Annotated in this window: 21 protein-coding genes and 1 pseudogene; 14 read left to right on the top strand and 8 right to left on the bottom strand. The window is 69.4% G+C overall.

Features of this window, described 5'->3' with window-relative positions; translation table 11 throughout:
* Positions 1–22: 22 nt before the first annotated feature.
* On the bottom strand, positions 23–745 hold the full coding sequence (locus ASC60_RS02710; protein WP_199830845.1) for a hypothetical protein: 723 nt from the start codon (positions 743–745) through the stop codon (positions 23–25).
* Positions 746–879: 134 nt separating this feature from the next.
* Between ASC60_RS02710 and ASC60_RS38720 the strand changes: the two genes are divergently transcribed.
* The 3 genes from ASC60_RS38720 (at position 880) to ASC60_RS02695 (ending at position 2,904) form a co-directional block, all read left to right on the top strand.
* Positions 880–2,124, top strand: coding sequence for a plasmid pRiA4b ORF-3 family protein (locus tag ASC60_RS38720; protein ID WP_234356747.1), 1,245 nt, complete (start codon positions 880–882; stop codon positions 2,122–2,124).
* Between the two features lie 79 nt (positions 2,125–2,203).
* The gene (locus ASC60_RS02700) at positions 2,204–2,482 is read left to right on the top strand and encodes a CopG family transcriptional regulator (protein ID WP_055546248.1); all 279 of its coding nucleotides are present in this window, start codon (positions 2,204–2,206) and stop codon (positions 2,480–2,482) included.
* Complete coding sequence (locus tag ASC60_RS02695) at positions 2,479–2,904, top strand: PIN domain-containing protein (RefSeq protein ID WP_055546246.1); 426 nt, start codon at positions 2,479–2,481, stop codon at positions 2,902–2,904. Before ASC60_RS02700 ends, ASC60_RS02695 begins: the two co-directional genes overlap by 4 nt.
* A gap of 247 nt (positions 2,905–3,151) precedes the next feature.
* Here the strand turns inward: ASC60_RS02695 and ASC60_RS02690 are convergent, their stop codons facing one another.
* The 4 genes and pseudogenes from ASC60_RS02690 to ASC60_RS40540 form a co-directional block, all read right to left on the bottom strand.
* Entirely contained in the window at positions 3,152–4,438 is a 1,287-nt protein-coding gene (locus ASC60_RS02690; RefSeq protein WP_055546244.1) for a site-specific integrase, read from the bottom strand.
* A gap of 75 nt (positions 4,439–4,513) precedes the next feature.
* A complete protein-coding gene (locus ASC60_RS02685) occupies positions 4,514–4,741 on the bottom strand; it encodes an excisionase family DNA-binding protein (protein WP_055547143.1) in 228 nt (75 codons plus the stop codon).
* 328 nt (positions 4,742–5,069) lie between these two features.
* Positions 5,070–5,696: pseudogene (locus ASC60_RS02680) on the bottom strand (bifunctional DNA primase/polymerase); the annotation flags it as partial.
* Positions 5,697–5,782: 86 nt separating this feature from the next.
* The gene (locus ASC60_RS40540) at positions 5,783–6,235 is read right to left on the bottom strand and encodes an AAA family ATPase (RefSeq protein ID WP_234356794.1); all 453 of its coding nucleotides are present in this window, start codon (positions 6,233–6,235) and stop codon (positions 5,783–5,785) included.
* Between the two features lie 784 nt (positions 6,236–7,019).
* On the opposite strand from ASC60_RS40540, the gene ASC60_RS02670 reads away from it, so the two are divergent.
* Positions 7,020–8,669, top strand: coding sequence for an alpha/beta hydrolase (locus ASC60_RS02670; protein WP_055546240.1), 1,650 nt, complete (start codon positions 7,020–7,022; stop codon positions 8,667–8,669).
* A gap of 214 nt (positions 8,670–8,883) precedes the next feature.
* Here the strand turns inward: ASC60_RS02670 and ASC60_RS02665 are convergent, their stop codons facing one another.
* On the bottom strand, positions 8,884–9,315 hold the full coding sequence (locus ASC60_RS02665) for a DUF4097 family beta strand repeat-containing protein (RefSeq protein WP_079038111.1): 432 nt from the start codon (positions 9,313–9,315) through the stop codon (positions 8,884–8,886).
* On the opposite strand from ASC60_RS02665, the gene ASC60_RS42560 reads away from it, so the two are divergent.
* Positions 9,227–9,649 (top strand): hypothetical protein, encoded by a 423-nt coding sequence (locus ASC60_RS42560; protein WP_234356805.1) that lies wholly within the window; start codon positions 9,227–9,229, stop codon positions 9,647–9,649. The two genes, ASC60_RS02665 and ASC60_RS42560, sit on opposite strands and share 89 nt — an antisense overlap.
* Here ASC60_RS42560 and ASC60_RS02660 read toward each other — a convergent pair.
* The gene (locus tag ASC60_RS02660; RefSeq protein WP_107096965.1) at positions 9,598–9,990 is read right to left on the bottom strand and encodes a hypothetical protein; all 393 of its coding nucleotides are present in this window, start codon (positions 9,988–9,990) and stop codon (positions 9,598–9,600) included. The two genes, ASC60_RS42560 and ASC60_RS02660, sit on opposite strands and share 52 nt — an antisense overlap.
* Positions 9,991–10,067: 77 nt before the next feature.
* On the opposite strand from ASC60_RS02660, the gene ASC60_RS02655 reads away from it, so the two are divergent.
* The 8 genes from ASC60_RS02655 (at position 10,068) to ASC60_RS02620 (ending at position 17,969) form a co-directional block, all read left to right on the top strand.
* On the top strand, positions 10,068–10,403 hold the full coding sequence (locus ASC60_RS02655) for a hypothetical protein (RefSeq protein WP_199830844.1): 336 nt from the start codon (positions 10,068–10,070) through the stop codon (positions 10,401–10,403).
* 17 nt (positions 10,404–10,420) lie between these two features.
* A complete protein-coding gene (locus ASC60_RS02650; protein ID WP_055546234.1) occupies positions 10,421–10,894 on the top strand; it encodes a hypothetical protein in 474 nt (157 codons plus the stop codon).
* A gap of 118 nt (positions 10,895–11,012) precedes the next feature.
* Positions 11,013–12,434, top strand: a complete 1,422-nt coding sequence (locus tag ASC60_RS02645) for an ATP-binding protein (protein WP_055546232.1) — start codon at positions 11,013–11,015, stop codon at positions 12,432–12,434.
* Positions 12,435–12,972: 538 nt separating this feature from the next.
* Positions 12,973–14,421 (top strand): DUF1932 domain-containing protein, encoded by a 1,449-nt coding sequence (locus tag ASC60_RS02640; protein ID WP_107096964.1) that lies wholly within the window; start codon positions 12,973–12,975, stop codon positions 14,419–14,421.
* Positions 14,418–15,755 carry a TRAP transporter large permease subunit gene (locus ASC60_RS02635; RefSeq protein ID WP_055546230.1) on the top strand — a complete coding sequence of 446 codons (1,338 nt, stop codon included), beginning with the start codon at positions 14,418–14,420 and terminating at the stop codon, positions 15,753–15,755. Before ASC60_RS02640 ends, ASC60_RS02635 begins: the two co-directional genes overlap by 4 nt.
* A 26-nt stretch (positions 15,756–15,781) precedes the next feature.
* Entirely contained in the window at positions 15,782–16,063 is a 282-nt protein-coding gene (locus ASC60_RS02630; protein WP_055546228.1) for a hypothetical protein, read from the top strand.
* Between the two features lie 127 nt (positions 16,064–16,190).
* Complete coding sequence (locus ASC60_RS02625) at positions 16,191–16,940, top strand: IclR family transcriptional regulator (RefSeq protein ID WP_055546226.1); 750 nt, start codon at positions 16,191–16,193, stop codon at positions 16,938–16,940.
* 57 nt (positions 16,941–16,997) lie between these two features.
* Positions 16,998–17,969, top strand: coding sequence for a cyclase family protein (locus ASC60_RS02620; protein ID WP_055546224.1), 972 nt, complete (start codon positions 16,998–17,000; stop codon positions 17,967–17,969).
* 36 nt (positions 17,970–18,005) lie between these two features.
* Here ASC60_RS02620 and corA read toward each other — a convergent pair whose 3' ends face one another.
* The gene (gene corA, locus ASC60_RS02615; protein ID WP_055546222.1) at positions 18,006–19,103 is read right to left on the bottom strand and encodes a magnesium/cobalt transporter CorA; all 1,098 of its coding nucleotides are present in this window, start codon (positions 19,101–19,103) and stop codon (positions 18,006–18,008) included.
* Positions 19,104–19,275: 172 nt separating this feature from the next.
* Here corA and ASC60_RS02610 point away from each other — a divergent pair, with 172 nt between their 5' ends.
* Entirely contained in the window at positions 19,276–19,890 is a 615-nt protein-coding gene (locus ASC60_RS02610) for a dihydrofolate reductase family protein (protein ID WP_199830843.1), read from the top strand.
* Positions 19,891–19,914 lie beyond the last annotated feature (24 nt).

The raw sequence follows: 19,914 nt of genomic DNA, 5'->3' as shown, positions 1-19,914 counted from the left end.
TCGTGCTGCTCGCGTCCCATTCCTACAGATGGGCGGCATAGTGATAGTTGCCGGCCCCACAGGTGCGCTCCAGCGTCTGCACCACCTTGCGCGGGTCGTCGTAGGGACCCGAGAAATAGAACGGTTTACCGTCCCGGCCGAAGGCGATGGTGGGCCGATCACCGGGCGGGATCCCCAGGTGTACGGCGGCGTCGGTGAAGCCGGCCGCGGGCTCGAAGCCGAGGCCGCCGGCGTAGGTGACCGCATCGCGCACGATCGTCTGTGCCTGCTCCACGCTGATCGACAGCGGCGGGTGGTCAAAGGCCGAGTAGTACATCGGCACGTATGTAGTCAGGGAGCCGGAACCCATCACCTCCGGGTCGGTCACGTTCTTCACCCCCAAGCAGTACACGTCCACCAGAAATCCGGTGACGGTCACCCTGCTGGCCCGTTCCTGGCGGGCCAGCAGGATCTGGGCGAAGCCACCCGTGTCTGAATCCGGCTCATGACCGATCGGGTCGGCCGCTGCCCAGTCCGGGGCCTCAGTCATGTCCAGTCCCACGCTCCACCCCGCATTGACCCAGCAGCCCACCACTGGCCGCTCATCTGGTGGAGTGTGCGCCTGCGCCGCCTCGGCGACCCGCCGCACCAGCGCGTTGGCCTGGGCCGGACGCAGCCCCAGCGCCTTCGCGATCTGCTTCGGCGCGCTGCCGCGCTCCCTCATTTCCCGTACGCGGGCCAGCAGTTCCTCATCGTGCGTAGTCACCGTGGCAGTCTGGCACGCTCGCGTCATGCTCCGTTACGTAGTGCACGTGAGCGCATTCCGGCCCAGCTGACCACCGCCTGTCATCCTGGGCTTGGTGGCAAGGGGAGCAAGCGAGCCGGAGCGTGTGGATCAACATGAGTGAGGCCGTAGGCAGGACCGTCGAGCAGATGCGAGCGCTGGTCGACTGGGTCGGTACGGGTCGGAAGCTGACCCAGACCGGCCGTGTGACGCTCGCCGACGCTCGGGCACTGGTGGAGGATCTGGACACCGGCGACCGGATGGACCCGGTGATCGGAGACCGTACGTTCAAGACGAAGTCCAGCGAGGAGCTGTACCACCTCACACTGCTGGTCGAGTGGGCGAAGGCGGCACGACTGCTGCGGATCGCGGGCGGGCGCCTGCTGCCGGTGAAGAAGAACGCCAAGTTGCTGGACCGCCCCGACGAGTTGCGTCACGCGCTGTTCGGCGCGCTCCCGCACATCGGCCCGGCCGTGACGGTATCCGGCTGGCTGGAGTCCCTGCTCACGCACGAGTACGACCGGGGCCTGCGAGCTTTGCTGCAGCAGTTCTACGCGGCCACGGCCCCGCTGCCGCTCAGTGACCTGTACGAGGTGGTGTGGCAGGCGGTCAGCCCGCTGTACGCGCTCGACGACCTGCCCCCCGACCGCTTGGAGCATCTGCGCACCGCCAACGACCACGACATCCAACGGGTCCTGAATGCCCTCGCCTCCCTGGGCGCTGTCCATCTCACCGAGGGCAGCGCCGAGTTGACGGCGGACGGACGCACCGAGACGGCCCGGATGCGCGGCGAGCCCGAGCCCGGCGACGCGGTGTTGCAGATTCGCGTCGAGTTGGCAGACGTGGACGGCCCCCGGGTTTGGCGGCGGCTACTTGTGCCCGCCGCGATCCGCTTGGAGCGGCTTCACTCACTGATCCAGGCCGTGATGGGCTGGCAGAACTGCCACATGCACGCGTTCACCATCGACGGCGTCCAGTACGGCCGCCCCGACGACGAACTCGGCTTCCGCGACGAGCACGCCGCCATACTGGGCGCCCTGCTCAAACCGGGCGCCCACTTCATGTACACGTACGACTTCGGGGACTCCTGGGATCACCTCATCACCGTGGAGCAGCTCCAGACAGCCTCGGCCGGGCTTCACTATCCGCGCTGCGTGGACGGTGCCGGGGCGTGCCCGCCCGAGGACTGCGGCGGCGCCCCCGGCTACAGCGATCTCAAAATGATCCTTGCCGACCCGGCACATGAGGAGCACAACACCGTGCTCACGTGGCTCGGCCTTCGGTCCGCGACCGCATTCAACCCTGACCGTTTCGCTCGGGACCAGGCCAACGTGTGGCTGCTGCGCCTCCCGGCACCATGAAAGACGAGTCGTCCGACCGCGCCACACTTCGCGACAGGTCACTGGTAAGGGACTCCATACCAGGAGTAAGGTCGCTTATATGGCGACGACCAAGAAGGTGACGGTGACGATCCCCGAGGACCTCCTCGACGAGATCAGAGCAGAGGCGGCGGAACGGGGCCTGTCGGCGTACGTAGCCGAAGCGCTGCGCTTCAAGCGCGACCGGGACCGACTGCGCGAACTGGCCGACTGGCTGCAGGCGGAACACGGCCCCCTCACCGAGGACGAGCGCGCGGCCGCGTTCGAGGAACTGGAGGAACTCGACGCCGAGCACGAGCGCCGCGCCACCGGACGGCACGACGCTGGAGAGGCCGCGTGAAGAAGCGGTCCGCTGAGCATGGGCAGCGACCACTGCGCGTCTTCGTGCTCGACTGCGAGGCTCTTTCCTTGGCCGTGCGCGGCGACCGGAAGATGATCGCCTGGCTCGACCTCGCGGCCCGGGGTGAGGCCGAGGTGGTGACGTCTCCGATGACGCTGGTCGAGGCGTACGACGGCAGGACCACCGAGCAGCGCTGGGACTGGGTGCTCTCCCGGCTCAAGGTCGCCGACATTGGGAAGGACGAGGCCCGCCAGGCCCGTCGATTCCTGGCCGACGCCAAGCTGCACGGCCACAAGTACGCAATCGACGCGGTGCTCGCCGTCATCGCACGACAGCAGAAGGGGCAGGTCACCGTCTTCACCTCGGACGTGGACGACCTGGAGAGGCTGGTTCCGGAATCGATCGTCGTCAAGAAGGTATGACCCGGCGCTCTGGTCTCAGTTCTGGTCTCATTCACCCCCGTCCAGCACCGTCCACCACCCGACCCATACCCCGCTCCGCCGCAGGTCAGGACGCCCCCGAGCGGCGCCGAACCCCCGGACGACCTTTTGGAAAGCGTGTTGGGGGCAACCCCTCACGAGTTCGAATCTCGTATCCTCCGCCATTGCTCTCACCGGGCAATACGTCGAAGGGCCCCACTGCTCGCGGTGGGGCCCTTCGACGTTGTCCTCAGACCTCGTTGTCCTGGTTTTTGTCCACAGGGAGCGTTTCCGGGGGTCCCCAGATGGCTTCGGCGATCTTCCGAGCCACGTCCTTGAGCATGGCGTCCGGCACGTGGAGGTACCGCGCCCGCATGCTCGCGGACGTCCCCGGCTCCCAGCCCATGATCTGATCAATGACGCGGTCCGGGACACCGAGCAGCATGAGCACGGTGGCGGCCGTGTGCCGGGCGTCATGCAGCCGACCGTCCCGCACCCCGGCGTCTTCCAGCAGCCGCTTCCAGTCGTGATAGTACGTGTTCGGGCTCAGCGGGCCACCGAGCGGCTTGGTGAACACGTACTCCGACTCGGCCCACAGGTTGCCGACCGCCTTGCGCTCCCGCTCTTGCGTCTCGGCGTGTGCACGGAGCATGGAGACCAGCGGACCCGGCAGGGGCACGGCGCGCCGGCCCGCTCGGGACTTGGTGTTCTTGGTCTCCCGCCGGACCTGCACCTTGCCGGGGCAATAGCCCGCCTTCCTGCCGCGCGGTGAGGCTTCCGGGCATCCGTGCTCGTACCTGGGGCGCAGACGGTTCCTCCGCAGCTTCAGGTACTCGTTCCCCAGGTCGACGTCAGACCAGCGCAGTCCGAGCGTTTCGCCCTGCCGCAGTCCGAGCGCCAGCGCCAGCATCCAGCGGGCGCTGTTCCGACGCTTGTTGGCTTCGAGCAGCAGGCGCTGAACCTCTTCCACGGAGTAGGGCTCTACTTCTGTTTCGTCCTCCTCCATCCGTGGCGGTTTCGCCAGCGAGGCGGCGTTCTTCGCCGCGTAGCCGCGCCGTACCGCCTCCCCCAGAGCCGTTCGGGCGGTGCGGTGAGCCTGGTGAGCCGTACCAGCCTTGCGCGCCCCCTTCGCCTGCATCCGGCGATACAGGCTCTCCAGATGCTCGGGCTGCAAGCGGTCAAGGCGGTGCTTGCCGATACCAGGGACGAGGTGAACGCGAACGGCGACCTCATAGCCGTCGTACGTGTTCTCGCTCACGGTCGGCTTAGCGATGTTCTCAACCCAGTGCCAAAGCCACTTCTCAACCGTCCACGGCTTGCCGGGTTGAGCCGCCGAACCCGCGTCGCGCTGCTTCTCAAGCCGCCGGACTTCGTCAACCAGTTCGTCGCGCGTCGGGCGCGTCACCTGTCGTCGGTACGGCTCCCCGTTGTCCTTGTAGCCCATCGGCACACGAGCGTGCCAACGACCATCCTTCCCGAGGTAGATCGCGGATTCGCCGTTGGCGCGGCGGGTGCCCTTCGTCTTTTGCTCTGCCACAAGCAGGCTCCTTCTGAGGTGCTGCGAATACGCAGAGCCCTGCCCCACGTGGGGCAGGGCTCCGAGAAAGCTGGTTCAGGCGGCGCGCTGCTGGGCGCGACGTCGAGCGACGTATTCGGCGGGCGCGTCAGCGAGGACGCGTCGGAGACGACCAACCGGGATGGACTCCAGCTCTCCGGCGCGGATGAGCGCGAAGCATGTGGTCCGGCCGATGCGGAGTCGGCGGGCAGCCTCCTCAACCGTGAGGAGAACCAGAGTCGAATCGTCGGCGGCGGAGGGCGTAAGGGTCCTGTCCTCGTCCAAGGTGCACTCCTGTTGAACCGTGTCGGGATGGGCGAACAGGGCGGCGGGCTGTCCTTGGTCGGGGGCCACTGCCCTGAGATCGATGACAGAACTGACAGAACCTAGGTGATAGCGCTCTGACCTGCCTGTTTAGGCTCAGAGGCGGCTGTGACAGAACTCGCGAAAACTCTGACAGAACCTCCTGACAGGGGGTTCTGTCAGAGCGGCCGCCATCCGGGTCGGTTGGGTTCTGTCAGAGTTTCCGGAGGTTTTGTCACAGCCGCCGATTCGGCCGTTCCCGCAGGTCAGCGGTAGCTGGGTGGGGTTCTGTCAGTTCTGTCGGTCCGGTGGGGGTTGTGTCAGGCGCCTCGGGTGAGGCGGGGGTGGGCGTCGTAGCGCGGGGAGGGCGGTCGGCCGCCACGAGGGCGCGGACGGCGGATGGCAGATCCGCCATGGTGCCGGTGCCGGGGCCGAGCCAGCGGGCGTAGGCCATGCGCGACTTGATGTCCACGCCGGGGCGAACCTGGTTGGCCGAGGGCATCGTTCCTCGGTAGATCCAGTGCTCACCGCGTGTGGTCGGCACGGTCCTGGTCGCCGGAAGAGTGTGGCGAGCCCATTCGACGGCCGGGGGGTTGTCGAGGTCCACGACGGTCAGCCCGGCGCCGGCGGGGTGGTAGGCGACGGCGACGGCCAGGCGCCAGGCCAGGGTCCAAGCCTGGGAGGTGATCACGGCGGGGTCGGTCGTGGCGGAGGCCCAGCCGTGGCAGACGGCGGGACACTGGCACGGGCCCGCGGTCTTCATGTTGGGCCGTCCGCCGCAGGCGGGCGGGCGGCCTGCGCAGGCGCGGCAGTTCCCGAACGGCACCTTCCCGTGGCGGAGTGGCAGCACCGGCACACCGGCCCTGGCCAGTTCCAGCGCGGTTCGTGCGAGGTCGGGGGCGGAGTGGTCTCGCCGGATGGGGTTGGGTCGGGCCATGCTTGGAGTTCTCCTGTTCCGTTGTGGATGGGCAGGGGAAGCCGGGGAGGCGGGCTGTCCTTGGTCGGAGGCCGCCTCCCCGGGCCTCAGCGTCGAGCGGGTTCGCAGAGGTCGACGGTGCGGATGCTGATGAAGCCTTCGGCGGCCAACTGCTCGGCGGTGGGGGTCATCTGGTGCAGCTCGCGCAGCACGTCCGGTGGGACCTGGCGGGCGCGGGCGGTGTTGCGTGCCTGGCAGATGTCCAGCGGCAGGTCGAAGAGGACAGCCACGGCGGGGCGCTGGTAGTAGCGGGCGCGGGCGAGGAGTCCGGCGCGGGCGAGGAGTCCGGCGCGGACGTGGGGCAGCACGTTGGTGCTGTCCACGACGGTGGTCAGGCCGCGGACGAGCCGAGCGTCCAGCAGGAGGTTCTGGATCTGGGCTGCTGTCGGTGTGGCGGACTGGTCGGCGGCATTGTCTTCCCTGTTGGATCGGCGTGTTGAAGCAGATCGAGCAGGGGTGGATGCGTGCCGGGTTGGCGTACGTTCTGGGTGCCCGAGGATCGTCGGGTGGTAGGGGATCGGGTGCCTGTTCTGGCCGACGGGGGCCTGGCTGTGCGGGAAGACCGGGCCGGACCCCTGGGTTCCCGGCGAGAGGTGCCGCTGGTGGAGTCCTCCACGGCCGCGCCGTCTGCGTCCCAGCCAGCCGCGTTTGGTCCGCCCCGACGTGCCTGCCGGTGCGAGCCGTCGATCACCGTCCGCGACCGGTCAAGCTTCCTGGCCCGGTGCGACTCGGTCAGCAGGACCTGGTGCGACTGACGGTCGACCTGCCGATGACCGTGTCGGAACGCGGGAAGTCCGGTCCCCGCCGTGTCGCTCAGGTGCGTCGGCACGGCCGAGGATTCGGCTCACGGGTGGATGACATCAGTCGAGACGGTTGAGACGTCAGGACGTCCGCTGCCGCCACGCCGGAAGTTCCCGGTCTCACCACCTCGTTGACCGGTGCGGCTCCGGCCGGGGGCATGCGTCGGAGGATGGTCTTCCGCTGCCGGGTCCGTGAGTGGCCCCCGGGTGCCGCCGCGTGGGTGACCGAGGTGTTCGTCGACGCGTTGGGTGCCTCGGGCGGGACCGAGCCCGTGCTGGTGCCCGTCTCCTGTTTCGTCCCGTCGCTGAGGCGGGTACCGCGCGTCGCTGGGGGTGGTCCGTCCTATACGACTCGGGGACCACACACGACTGTTGTCTCATACCCAGGGTGGAGGAGAGGTGCAGCCCGGAGAGGGATCCGTATGCGTGGCCGGTTCCTGAAAGATCTTTCCTGTCCGAACATGCGATCGGAAGGATCGATATCTTGCGCAGACGACGTCTTGCGCCCCTGCTGGCCTTGAGTGTCACGGCAACGCTGGCTCCCGCGCTCGCCACCTCGACGGCTACCGCCGCTCCGGCCGCCACCCCTTCGACCCCTTCCTCGTCCGCCGCCAAGGGCGCGCTGGACCAGTATGTGAAGCAGAAGCCGCAGTGGAAGCGGTGCTTAGCCGACTCTCCGGCGGAGTTCGAGTGCGCCACGATCAAGGTCCCGCTGGACTACCGGGTTCCCGGGGGCAAGCGAATCGGCTTGGCCATGTCCCGGATCAAGAGCACCGCGCCCGACAAGCGGCACGGTGTCCTGTTCTCCAACCCCGGCGGCCCTGGGGAGAAGGGGCTCTACACGCCGCTGGGGATGCAGGACAAGCTCCCCAAGTCCGCACAGCAGAAGTACGACCTCATCGGCTTCGACCCGCGCGGTGTGGCACAGAGCGGCCCGGTTTCCTGCGGTCTGGAGCCGGAGGAGGCGGAGAACTGGCTGCGGCCCTACAAGGAGGAGACGTTCGACAAGGACGTCGCCTGGGCACGCGACGTCGCGAACAAGTGCAGGGAGAAAGCGGGCGACACGCTCCCGCACATCACCACGCGCAACACCGCGCGCGACATGGATCTGATCCGGGCGATCCTCGGTGAGAAGAAGATCTCGTACGTGGGCTATTCGTACGGCACCTACCTGGGCGCCGTCTACACCCAGCTCTTCCCGGGCCGGGCCGACCGGTTCGTGCTGGACAGCGCGGTCGATCCGGTGCGCGCCTGGCGAGGGATGATCCAGTGGTGGGCGGAGGGCGCCGAGCCCGCGTACGACCGGTGGACCGAGTGGGCCGCCAGGCGTTCGGAGAAGTACGGCCTCGGTGACACCCCGAAGGAGGTCGACCGGACCTTCTGGGACCTGGTCGCGCAGGCCGATGAGAAGCCCATCGAGGTGGATGGGCGGCCGAACACCGGTGACGACGTCCGAAGCGGTATGCGCGGGGCGGTCTTCACCCCGCAGGACGCCACTGAGGGGATCGTGGAGCTGAAGAAGGCCGCGGCCGGCGAGCCCGCCTCCGCGAAGAAGCTCGCGGCGTTCGCCGGAGCTGAGGGGACCGGCACGGCAGGCGCCGCTGCCGATACCGCCGAGGTGCCGTCCGACAACCCGACGGCGAGTTTCTGGGCCGTGGTGTGCGGCGACAACTCGGCCGCGTGGTCCCGCGATCCTGAGAGCTACCGGCGGGACGCCATCGAGGACAAGGGCCGTTACCCGCTCTACGGTGACTTCGCGTCCAGCATCAAGCCCTGTGCGTTCTGGGACAAGTCCGTGGAACCGGCAACCAGGGTGAACAACAAGGTCGGCTCCCTGATCGTCCAGAACGAGTGGGACTCGCAGACCCCGCTGCCCAGCGCCCAGGTCCTGCACGCCGAACTGGAGGGCTCGAAAATGGTCACCGTCCTCCGCGGCGAGGGCCACGGTGTCTACCCGAACGGCAACGCGTGCACGGACGGCACGGTCAACGACTACCTGCTCACCGGCAAGCTTCCGGCGAAGGACGTGACCTGCCAGGCGACGGCCGACTCGAACGCGGAGGCGCGGAAGAACCAGAAGCGGGATGCGCTCCCCGGGTCTCCGCTCCCCGAGCGTCACCCGGACCGTTTCTGAGCCCGGTCGAATGGCCCATTGCTGCATGACCCAGTGAAGACGGGGCGGGATCTTTTGGCGGGGTCCCGCCCGGTGTCCGTGGCCACCTGGTGGTGGCCGATGAAGCTCTTCATGGTGAGGCTCCGAAGTCGTCGGATGGGCAGGGAAAGGCCGGGGCGGCGGGCTGTCTCTTGGTCGGAGGCCAGCCGCCCCGGCGGGCGGTGCAGGGAAGGGGTCAGTGGGTCAGGGCGTAGCCGCTGACGCTGCGGACCCGGGGGTTGAGGTGCCGGGCGCCGGTGACCTTCACGTCGCCGGAGACGGAGGAGGCGGTGATGAAGCCCGTCGCCTCCGGGTGGGCGGTCAGGTGAACGTCGCCGCTGGTGGTCGTGGCGTTGGCGGTGTCGCCCCGGTAGGACAGGACCCGCACATCCCCCGAGACGCTGCGCGCGAGCAGCTCGCCGGTCACGGTCTCGGCCTTGATGTCGCCGGAGGTGGTGTGGGCTTCCAGGACGTGGGCCGTCATGGCGGTCACGTCACCGGATACCGAGTGGACTGTGAGGCGTGCGAGCTTGCCCCGGATGGTGGTGTCGGCCGAGGTGGTGACGACCGACAGGCTCGACTCGGCGGGAAGTGTGACGATCGCTTCGATCGGCCGGATCGTCGGCATGCTGGTGCCGGCGGTGACGAGCCGCCCGTTGATGAAGGTCAGCCCGGTGACGGTCTGGCCGAAGGCGACGGTGCCGACGGTCTGGGTGACGCGGGGGCCGCTGCGGCGGGTCGCAGCGGGCGAGGACCGTCCCGTCGAACGGATCGCGCTGCGGCGGGAAGCTGGCGGCACACGTGCCGGGGCAGGCGTGGACGGTGCGGCCGCCGACGCTCGCGCCGTGCTCGATCGCGACCACGACCGGCTCGCTCGTCGTTTCGACACAGCGGGCGCAGACCTGGGACATCACCTGGCCGTCGCCTCCTCGGTGGAGCTGATCTGGTCGACGACCGCCTGAGCCAGGGCTTCGTGGAGCCGGTTCGCATCGGTGAGGTATCGACCGGGCCCCACTGGGAAGCGCCAGTGCAGACGCGGGCCCGTGGCGTGCGTGGCCGGCGGAACACCCATGTAAGGGACATCGGCGCGATGCGCACCAAGTGCCTGCACCCGCCGCAGCGCCCGCCAGTACTGAGCACTGCCCGGACCAATGAGCCAGTACATAAGGCTGTAGTCGGCGATAACGGCGCCAGTCGCATCGGCCAGCACCTTCAACGCGCGCTCGCCGATGTCCGCAGGGGCCATCACCGCGTCCCAGTACAGCCCCACTCGAATCAGCTCTACGTCGTCATTGGTCGTCATGCGTCTCCTTCGCCATTACGGGTAGCACCCACCACACGGACGCCTTGGCGGACGGCCAAACGCCCCCGTGGCCCTGGGTGTTCGAGGTCGCAGCAGCCCGACTGACCTGTGGCGCCCGGCTCGGGCTTCCCCGGTGGGTGACTACCTCCCAAGACACAGCGGCTGCCGCACTGACATCGAGCCACGAGAAACAACGCGCGCTACTGACGCTCGACCTCGCCGGCGCGCATCTCACGAGCGGCCGACTGGACGGTGCGTTCGCCCTGGTCACCCGAGCGCTGGAGACCGGCGTGCGGTACCGATCGGGCCGGATCATCGAACGCGCCCGTGGGCTCCGGCGAGCGTATGCGTCGCCCACTCCCTCCAGGGTCGTCCGCGACGTCGACGACCGTCTGCACGGCATCTACCTGTGATCGCGAAAGGACACCTGATGCGACTGGGCATCACCGGCCACCGAGGGCTGTCCCCGGAGACGGAGCACCTGGTTCACTTGGCCCTCGCAGACGAAGTCTCCCGCCACACCCCCGATCTGACCGGGATCTCATGCATCGCCGATGGCCCGGACGCCTGGTTCGCCGAGCTGGTGTTGAAGGCCGGTGGCCGCCTTGAGGTCGTGGTGCCCGCAGAAAAGTACCGCGAGGGTCTGCCGGAGGAGCACCACGAGAGCTACGACCGCCTCCTCAAGCAGGCGACCGAGGTTCACCGCACGGGCCTGGTCGCGTCCGACTCGCAAGCCCATATGACCGGGAGCGAAATCCTGGTCGGCCTCGCGGACGAGCTGATCGCCGTCTGGGACGGCCGACCGGCCCGCGGCTACGGCGGCACCGCCGACGTCGTGGCCTACGCCGAACGCGCCGACGTCCCCACCCGGGTGATCTGGCCGAAGGGCGCCACCCGCGACTGACCATTGACCTCTTTGCCCCAGCTGCCGACCGCGCCGTCGACCACTCGGCACGGGCGTGCAGATTGGTATCGCTGGAGATAGTATCTGCGATGAGACTATCTCCAGCGGGAGGCTTGCCGTGCGTCGTTTCATCGGGCGGGACCGCGAGCTGAACGTCCTCCGCAACGCCTTGCAGGCGGTTCAGGATGCCGCCGGGTCGGGGAAGCCGGGGCAGTGCATCCTCATGCGGGGACGACGGCGGGTGGGCAAGTCCAGCCTTGTCGAGGAGTTCCTCCGGCGCACCGGGATGCCGCACCTCTTCTTCACCGCGGCGGGCGGCACTGCGGAGGACGAGCTGACGGAGCTGCTCGACGCCGTCGCCAGGTCCACCCTGCCGGAGCGGGGACTGTTCCGCGAGGAAAGCCCCGATCAGTGGAACGCAGCGCTCAGGCTGCTTGCGGAGATCCTGCCCGACGACTCTCCCAGCGTCGTCGTCATCGACGAGGTTCCGTATCTCATGGACCGCGTCGATGCCTTCGAGGGCATGCTCCAGCGGGCCTGGGACCGGCTACTCAGCCGCAAGCCGGTACTTCTCCTCCTGGTCGGATCCGATCTGTCGATGATGGAGGCGCTGAACGACTACGACCGTCCCTTTCACCAGCGGGGCCGGGAAATGATCGTGGGGCCGCTGAACCCGGCCGACATCGGCGAGATGCTCGGCCTGTCGCCGGCAGCCGCGTTCGACGCCGCTCTGGTCACAGGAGGTCTCCCCCTGGTCTGCGCCGAGTGGCGGCCCGGAGCGGAGGTCTGGGAGTTCCTGCGCGACTCGCTGGACAACCCGATCTCGGCACTGCTGGTCTCCGCCGAGCGCTCACTGGCCGCGGAGTTTCCACCGCAGGCGATGAGCAGGGAGGTCCTGCGGGCCATCGGATCGGGGGAGCGCACCTTCACCAACATCGCTCGTGCGGCCGGCGGCATCGCCCACACCACTCTCACCCGAGCCACTGACGTCCTGACGGAAAAACGGGTCGTGGCCGCCGAGCTGCCGCTCTCACTCAGGCCGTCGAAGGAACGCCGCTACCGGGTGGCCGACCCCTACCTGCGTTTCTGGCTCTCGTTTCTGGATCCGCACATGGCGGAGATCGAGCGGATGCGGGGAGATCTCACGCTGGGCCGGATCAAGGAGCGGTGGACGAGCTGGCGTGGCCGCGCGATCGAGCCCCTGATCCGGGAATCCCTCGCCCGCCTCCTGCCGCACGGGTCCCTGCCCGCCGCCCCGGCGATCGGCGGGTACTGGACCCGCAGCAACGACATCGAAATCGACCTGGTGGGCGCCGACCGGCAGCCGGTGGCCAAACAGTTGCTTTTCCTCGGCTCGGTCAAGTGGCTGGAGAACTCCGCGTTCGACAGCCACGACCTGGCCGCGCTGCAGAAGCACCGGGCGGCGCTCACCGACGAGCCGGTACCGCTCGTCGCGGTCTCCCGTAGCGGGGTCGGTTGCTCCGGCCTTCAGGCGGTGTACGGCCCTGAGGAACTGCTCAGCGCTTGGCGCAGAGCGTGAGCTGGAGCTGAAGCCCGCGGCGCACTTGCCGGGACAGGCGCAGGCGGTAGGTCCAGGTGGAAGGGGGAGCCCGGAGCAGTGGGGGTCCAGCCCTTACGGAGGGCCGGCTGGATGATCTCGGCGACGCCGGATGGCAGTACGGGCTTGGGCTCATAGCCGAGACAGTTGCTCGGATGTGGCCGGCTGGTCGTGACGACGAGCGTGGTCCTGGGGGCGTCTGCGTGCTCGACCGCGAACGTGCACGGTGACCAGGCCAGGCCCCGGCAGTAGGTCGGCCTGTGTCGCAGGTGCCAGCGGTAGGGCGTGCCGTCGACGACGAGGCGCCGTGCGCCCTTGCGTGGCAGTGCCGCGACTTCCCCTCGACGCTGAGCATGCCAGATGAGCGCGGGCCCTCGCGCCCGGGTTCCGCAGCGCGCGGGGGCCGCCTCGGGGTCAAGCTCGTGGGTTCTCACCCCTTGACGTGGGGTTCTCGCGTGGGCACCATCCTCCCACCTCATGTGAGAAAAGATATCACAGTATGAGAAGAGCGAGGGTGTCGATGCGTGTAGGGATCCTTGGACTGGGCGAGGCCGGGGCGTTGTACGCCGCTGGGTTCGCGGAAAGTGGCTGGTCGGTGGTGGGGTATGACCCCGGCGATGTGCCGACGCCGGACGGTGTTCGGCGGGCGGGGAGTGTGGCGGAGGCGGTCGCGGGGGCCGAGCTTGTACTGGGGCTGACGGGGGCCGCGGCGGCTGCGGGGGTGGCGGCGGAGGCCGCACCCCATCTGCGGGACGGTGTCGTCTTCGCGGACATGAACGCCGGAGCGCCGGAGCTCAAGCGGACGATCGACGGCATCGTCGGTGAGGGTGGGCGGGCGGTCTTCGCGGATGTGTCGGTGATCGGTTCGGTGCCCAAGTTCCGGCACCGTACGGCGCTGGTGGCCAGCGGTCGGGGGGCCTCGGCGGTGGCGGAGCACTTCGGGGCGCTGGGGGCGCCGGTGGAGGACCTGGGTGGGGAGCCCGGAGCGGCATCGGCGCGGAAGCTGCTGCGCAGCCTCTTCATGAAGGGGCTGGGCGCGGTCATCGTGCAGACGGTGGAAGCGGGCCGTGCCGCCGGGGACGAGCCGTGGGTGCGCGAGCAGATCATGCGGGAGCTGGCCGACGGTGAGGCCACGTTGGAACGGCTGTATGCAGGAACGTTCAAGCACGGGCTGCGGCGGGCCGGTGAGGTGGCCGCCGCGGCCGGGCTGATGGCGGAACTCGGCCTGGACGCGGCGCTGGCCGACGGCATCAGCAGGCTGCACGCCCTGGCCGCCCGGCCGGACGGATTGCGCGCCGCACCGCTGGTGACCGACGAACTGCTGGCGGCCTACGAGGGGCTGCCGACCGCCAACATCGGCGACGCGCGCGACCGGCTGGGGCTGGTCGACTCCGGCATCAGCCCGCTGTGGGCCGGTGCCCGCGCGGTGGGCCGGGCGGTGACGGTGCTGACGCGGGCCGGGGACAACCGGGCCCTGCACGAAGCGTTGCGGGTGGCCGGGCCCGGTGATCTGATCGTGGTCGACGGGCAGGGGGACACCTCCCGTGCCCTGATCGGTGAGCTGATCGCCGAACGCGCCCGAGCCCGTGGCGTGATCGGGATGGTGCTCGACGGCGCCGCCCGCGACGTGGAGGTCCTGGAGGAGATCGGCTTCCCGGTCTGGGCGCGCGCGGTCACGCCCGCCGGGCCGTACAAGGACGGCCCCGGCAGGGTGAACGTCGCCGTCGCCGTCGGGGGCGCGGTGTGCGGGCCGGGTGACCTGGTCGTCGCGGACGGCGACGGGGTCGCCGTCGTGCCCGCCGAGGAGGCAGAGTCGACACTGGTCGCGGCGCGTGAGATCGAGGCCGACGAGGCCCGCCGCCGCAGCAGCATCCGAAGCCGAGGGGCTGGAGGGGCTGGAGGGTCCAGGCAGGCTGGACCGGCCGCGGGCGGAACGGCCGCGGGCACACCGGCAGGAGAAGCAGCATGATCGCGATATGGGCCCTGGTCTGCTACATGACGGCCATCATCGTCTGGAACGCCGTCCTGAAGAGGAACATCGGCGAGTCCCTTCTCGTCGGCTTCGTGGTGACCGGCCTGTTCGCGGGCGGCGACATCGGCCACGTGATGTGGCAGGGGTTCGCCGAGGCGATGCAGGAGGAGGTCACGTTCGCCGCCCTCGCCTTCGTGTTCATGAGCTACCTGCTGAGCCGTACGCCGGTCCTGGACCAGTTGCTGAACATCCTCAACTCGCTCCTCGGGCGGCTGCGGGGCGGGCCGGTGTACACCTCGACCGTCGCCGCGGGCATCTTCGGCGCCATCGCCCACGTCGGCGCGGCCGTCACCGCCGCCGTCGGTTCGGTGACCATCCCGTGGATGAAGCGCTCCAAGGTCAGCGGTGAACTCGCCGCCACCGTCGCCGCCGGTGGGGCGGGCATGGGGGTCACCTTCCCGTTCAGCTCCACCATGTTCATCCTGATGGGATCGGCCGGGGTGGCGGCGCTGGTCTCCAAGGACGACATCGTGCTGCCGCTGTTCATGGGCGGCCTGTGGTGTCTGGGTTACCGCCTGCTGGCGGCGTTCTGGATGATCCGCCGCCACAGGATCCAGCCCATGGACCGGGCCGATCTGCTGCCGCTCCGGGCCAGCCTGGGCGCGGGGTGGACCAGCCTGTTCCTGTTCGCCGGGATGATCGTTCCCCTGCTGCTGACCCGCGGACCGACCGGCGGTGAGCTGGGCCGTTACGTCGGAGTCGTGATGTCGGACGCGATCAGCCTGATCACCTGGATACCGGTCCTGCTCATCGCGATCGTGCTGTTCCTGGGCCGCCGCCAGCTGCCCCGCGCCGGACGGGGGTGGTGGCGACTGCTGGAGGGGGCGGCGCCGCAGTTCGGGGTCATCGGCGTCACGATCGTGGCCGCCTTCTCCGCCTCGAACGTCCTCGGTGAGCTGGGCCTGCCGCAACAACTCACCGACGTGCTGACGCAGCTGCACGCACCGAAGTGGGCCATGACCCTGATCGTGGGACTGATCGTCGTCGCCGTGGCCATCCCGCTCACCGCGAGTGCCACCATGGCCGCCATCGGCCCCGTCGCCGTCTCGTCCCTGGCCGAGGCCGGGGTGCCGGCCGCCACCGCGTGCGTCGCGGTCCTGATCTTCGCCTCCACGGAGGGCGCCTCGCCGCCCTCCGGAGCGCCGATCTACGTGGCCAGCGGCATCGCCGGAGTCAATCCGGCCCGCACCTTCGCTCCCCTCGTCGGCTACTACTGCCTGCCCATCCTGCTGATCGGCGCCGCGGTGGCCACCGGCGTACTGCCCGTCTGATCCGCTCTTCCGTACGAGGTCGTGCCATGCCCCTCCACGTGATCAAAATCCTCTTCCGCCTCGGCGTCCTCGGCTTCCTGCTCGGCGGCCTCTGCATCGTCATGGGCCAAATGCTGGGACTGGTGCTCGGCGACGCCGCCTGGGTCAACGATGTCGCCACCGCCGCCGGGCCCCCGACCTTCATCACCGCCGGCGTCACCGGCCTGCTCGCCTACGTGCTGTCGTACGCCGCTCCCGGCGACCCGGAACCGGTCGCGGAGGCCGCACCCGAGGCGCGGCCCGCCGAGGTCGCGTCACAACCCGAATAAGACGGCCAACCGAAACAAGACGGCGTACCGCTCCGGGTGGATCTTGTGCGCACCACGCCGCTGCTCGCATGCTGATAACACTTATCAGGAAATTCCGCAGCCGAGCAGACCACCCAGGAGCCGACCCATGGCCACCCCCGCCTCCCCGATGCGCTCGGTCGACCGAGCCTTCGACGTGCTGTCCGTGCTGGAGGACGCCCGTCACCCGCTGCGGCTGAGCGAGATCGCGCGCCGCTCCGAGCTCCACGTGGCCACCGCCCAGCGCATTCTGAACGTCCTCATCGACCGCGGTTACGCCGTCAAGGAAGAGCCCGGCTATGTCGCGGGCCCGGCCTCCGTGGCCACCGCCCACGCCTTCCTGGTCAACAACCGGCTCAGCCAGGTCGCCCTGCCCGTCCTGCAGGAACTGGCCGCGACCACCGGCATGACATCCACCCTGTACGTACGCGTCGGCCTCTCCCGGGTGCTGATCGCCCGCGTCGAGGGCCTCAATCCGCTCCGTTACCAACTGCCCATCGGCGAGAAGCTCCCCCTGCACCTGGGCGCCGGGAAATCCCTGGCCGCCTGGCTGCCCGAGGAGGAACTCGACGCCTACGTCGACAGCGTCACCCCCTTCACCCGGATCTCCGGCGAACGCGTCAGCGCCGACGACCTGCGCGGCGAGCTGCGGTGCGTCAAGGAGAACGGTTACGCCGTCTCCCTCAGCGAACGCGTCCTGGACGTCACCGCCTTCAGCGCCACCATCCACCGCGGTGACCAGGTCCTCGGAGCGCTCAGCGTCGCCGGTCCCAGCAGCGACCTGCCGGCCGCCGACCACCCGCGCGTCATCACCGAAGTACGCCGGGCAGCCGGCGCCATCGCCGCACGCTGTCCCTGAAAGTCCTTGACGTCCTTGGAAGTCACAGAAGCTCCTGACCAGAAAGGGCCTCTCCCCTTGCCTCACCCCACCTACGACGAGTTGCTGCGGCGCACCGACGCCCCGCCCGGCTCCAGCTGGTACCTCTTCGCCGACCAGCCCGAGCGCGGCATGGCCAACTTCGCGGGCCCCGAACAGGTCCGGAGGGCGGCACACGAGGTCCGCGATGGTCGCGCCTTCAACCTGGACTACGCCCTTGACGCCTTCGACCCGCCCATGTCCCGGGCCCGTGGCATCCCCCGCCACCGCATCACCGCCAAACACGACCAGGCCCGCGACGACGTGCTGGAGGAGTTCTTCCTCCAGGCGAGCACCCAGATCGACGGTCTGCGCCACCGCCGCGCGTCCGGGCACGGTTTCTACAACGCCGTACCCGACGATGAGATCGCGCCGCGAAGCCCCCGCCTCGGGGTGCAGTTGTGGGCCGAGACCCCGCTGGCCGGACGCGCGCTCCTCATCGACATCGACGGTCTCCTCCGCGACCGCGGCACCCCGCTCGACCACGCGACCGGCCCCGCCCTCGGCCCCGATCTGCTCGACGCGGCACTCGACGCACAGCGCTGCCGCGTCGAACCCGGCGATCTGGTGCTCGTCCACACCGGCTGGGCCCACTGGTACCTCACCGCCGACCCCGGCGAACGGGCCGCAGTCCGCGCCGAGCGGCGCGCCACCGGGTTCGTCCAGTCCCGGGACGTCGCCGCCTGGTGCTGGGACCACCGCATCGCGCTGCTGGCCACGGACACCTTCGCCGTCGAAGTCCTCCCCGTGGTGCCCGGGAGCGACTTCCACGACAGCGCGCCGGAGGACGACGGCATGATGCACCAGGAGCTGATCGCCAAACTCGGCCTGCCCCTGGGCGAGCTGTGGAACCTCGACGGACTCGCCGCCGACTGCCGGGCCACGAGCCGCTGGAGCAGCCTCCTGACCGTCAAGCCCCTGAATCTCACCGGCGGTGTCGGATCTCCCGCCAACGCCACCGCCCTCCGGTGACCGGGGAACGCTCAGGGCATGGTCACGGGGCGGCGGTCACAGCCAGCCGTTGCGGCGGAAGCCCCGGTGCATCGCGAAACAGGCGGCGGCGATGACGGCGATGATCAGCGGGTAGCCGAAGCGCCAGCGCAGCTCGGGCATGTGGTCGAAGTTCATGCCGTAGACACCGCACACCATGGTGGGCACCGCGATGATCGCCGCCCAGGCGGTGATCTTGCGCATGTCCTCGTTCTGGGCGACGGTCACCTGGGCGAGGTGGGCCTGGAGTATGGAGTTCAGCAGGTCGTCGAAGGCGGCGATCTGCTCGGTGACCCGGGCGAGGTGGTCGGCGACGTCGCGGAAGTACTTCCGCATGTCGAGGTCGACCGCGGAGAGGCGCTGGGTGGAGAGCCGTTCCATCGGGCGGCCCAGGGGCGCCACGGCGCGCTTCAGCTCCAGCAGCTCGCGCTTGAGCTGGTAGATCCGGCCGCCCACGTCGGTTCGGTGGGCGGGTTCGGGGGCGAAGACCTCGGTCTCGACCTGGTCGAGGTCGTCCTGCACCGCGTCGGCGACGGCAAGGTAGTCCTCGACCACATGGTCGGCGATGGCGTGCAGCACCGCGGAGGGGCCCTTGGCCAGCTGGTCCGGGTCCGCCTCCAGCTCCTCGCGCAGCGGGCCGAGCGATCCGTGGCGGCCGTGCCGTACGGTGACGACGAAATCGGGCCCGGTGAAGACCATGACCTCGCCGGTGTCCACGACCTCGCTCGTCGTGGACAGCTCGTCGTGATCGACGTACCGGACCGTCTTGAAGACGGTGAACAGCGTGTCGTCGTACGTCTCCAGTTTTGGCCGCTGATGAGCATGGACGGCGTCCTCGACGGCCAGCGGGTGGAGCGCGAACAGCTCGGCGATCCCGGACAGCTCCCGCTCGGCGGGTTCGTGCAGCCCGATCCACACGAAGCCGCGCCCGGCGCGGCGCACCCGCTCGATCGCCTCCTCCACCGGGCAGTCACCGGGCTGCCGCTTCCCGTCGACGTACGCCACGCAGTTCACCACCGACGTGCCGAGCGGCGAGCGGGCGGGGTGGTTGAGATCGACGCGGCGGCGCCGACGGGCCAGGCGCGCCACTTTCCGGAGGTTGCCGACCATCGACATGGGAACTCCTTCGGCTGAGCTACGGCCGGGCCCTCCCCCGTCAGGGGACGGCGCCGGCTGCGTCCACAGCGTACGGCCCGGCCCCGCATCGCCCCTGGCGCGGCCGATGAGTTTTCGCGGCGGCGGCCGTCCGAGGGGAGGAAGAGTTCACCGCACTCGCGTGGAGGGCATCATGCGGAAGATCATCGCCAGTTTGTTCATCTCGCTCGACGGGGTCGTGGAGGCGCCCGACCAGTGGCACTTCCCCTACTTCGACGACGAGATGGGCGCCGCCGTCGACGCGACGTTCAGCGCGGCCGATACCCTCCTCCTGGGCCGCAAGACCTACGACAGCTTCGCCGGGGCGTGGCCGGAGCGGGAGGCGGCCGGGGGTGAGGACGCCGACTTCGCGAAGAAGCTCGGCGACGCGCGCAAGATCGTCGTGTCGCGTCAGGATCTGTCGTTCACCTGGCGGAACACCGAGCAGCTCAAGGGCGGGCTGGCCGACGCCGTCGCCGCGCTGAAGAGAGAACCGGGCAAGGACATCGCGATGAGCGGTTCGGTCTCGGTCGTCCGGCAGCTGCTGGCGCACGGGCTGCTGGACGAGTTGCACCTGCTGGTGCATCCGATCGCCGTGCGCAAGGGGATGCGGCTGTTCGACGAGAGCGAGACCACGCTCCCGCTGCGGCTGCTGTCGTCCAAGACGTTCAGCACGGGGGTGCTGCACCTGGTCTACGCCCCGGCCGAGGCGCCAGGGGACGCCACGTACGACGACGCCAAGGCGCATCTGCCGCAGAACGAGGCGTAGTCACGCGTTCCCGGGCCGCGCTCG

It is taken from the genome of Streptomyces sp. NBRC 110028 (assembly GCF_001417735.1).
GTDB lineage: Bacteria > Actinomycetota > Actinomycetes > Streptomycetales > Streptomycetaceae > Streptomyces.
This window is presented reverse-complemented; position numbering and strand designations above follow the sequence as displayed.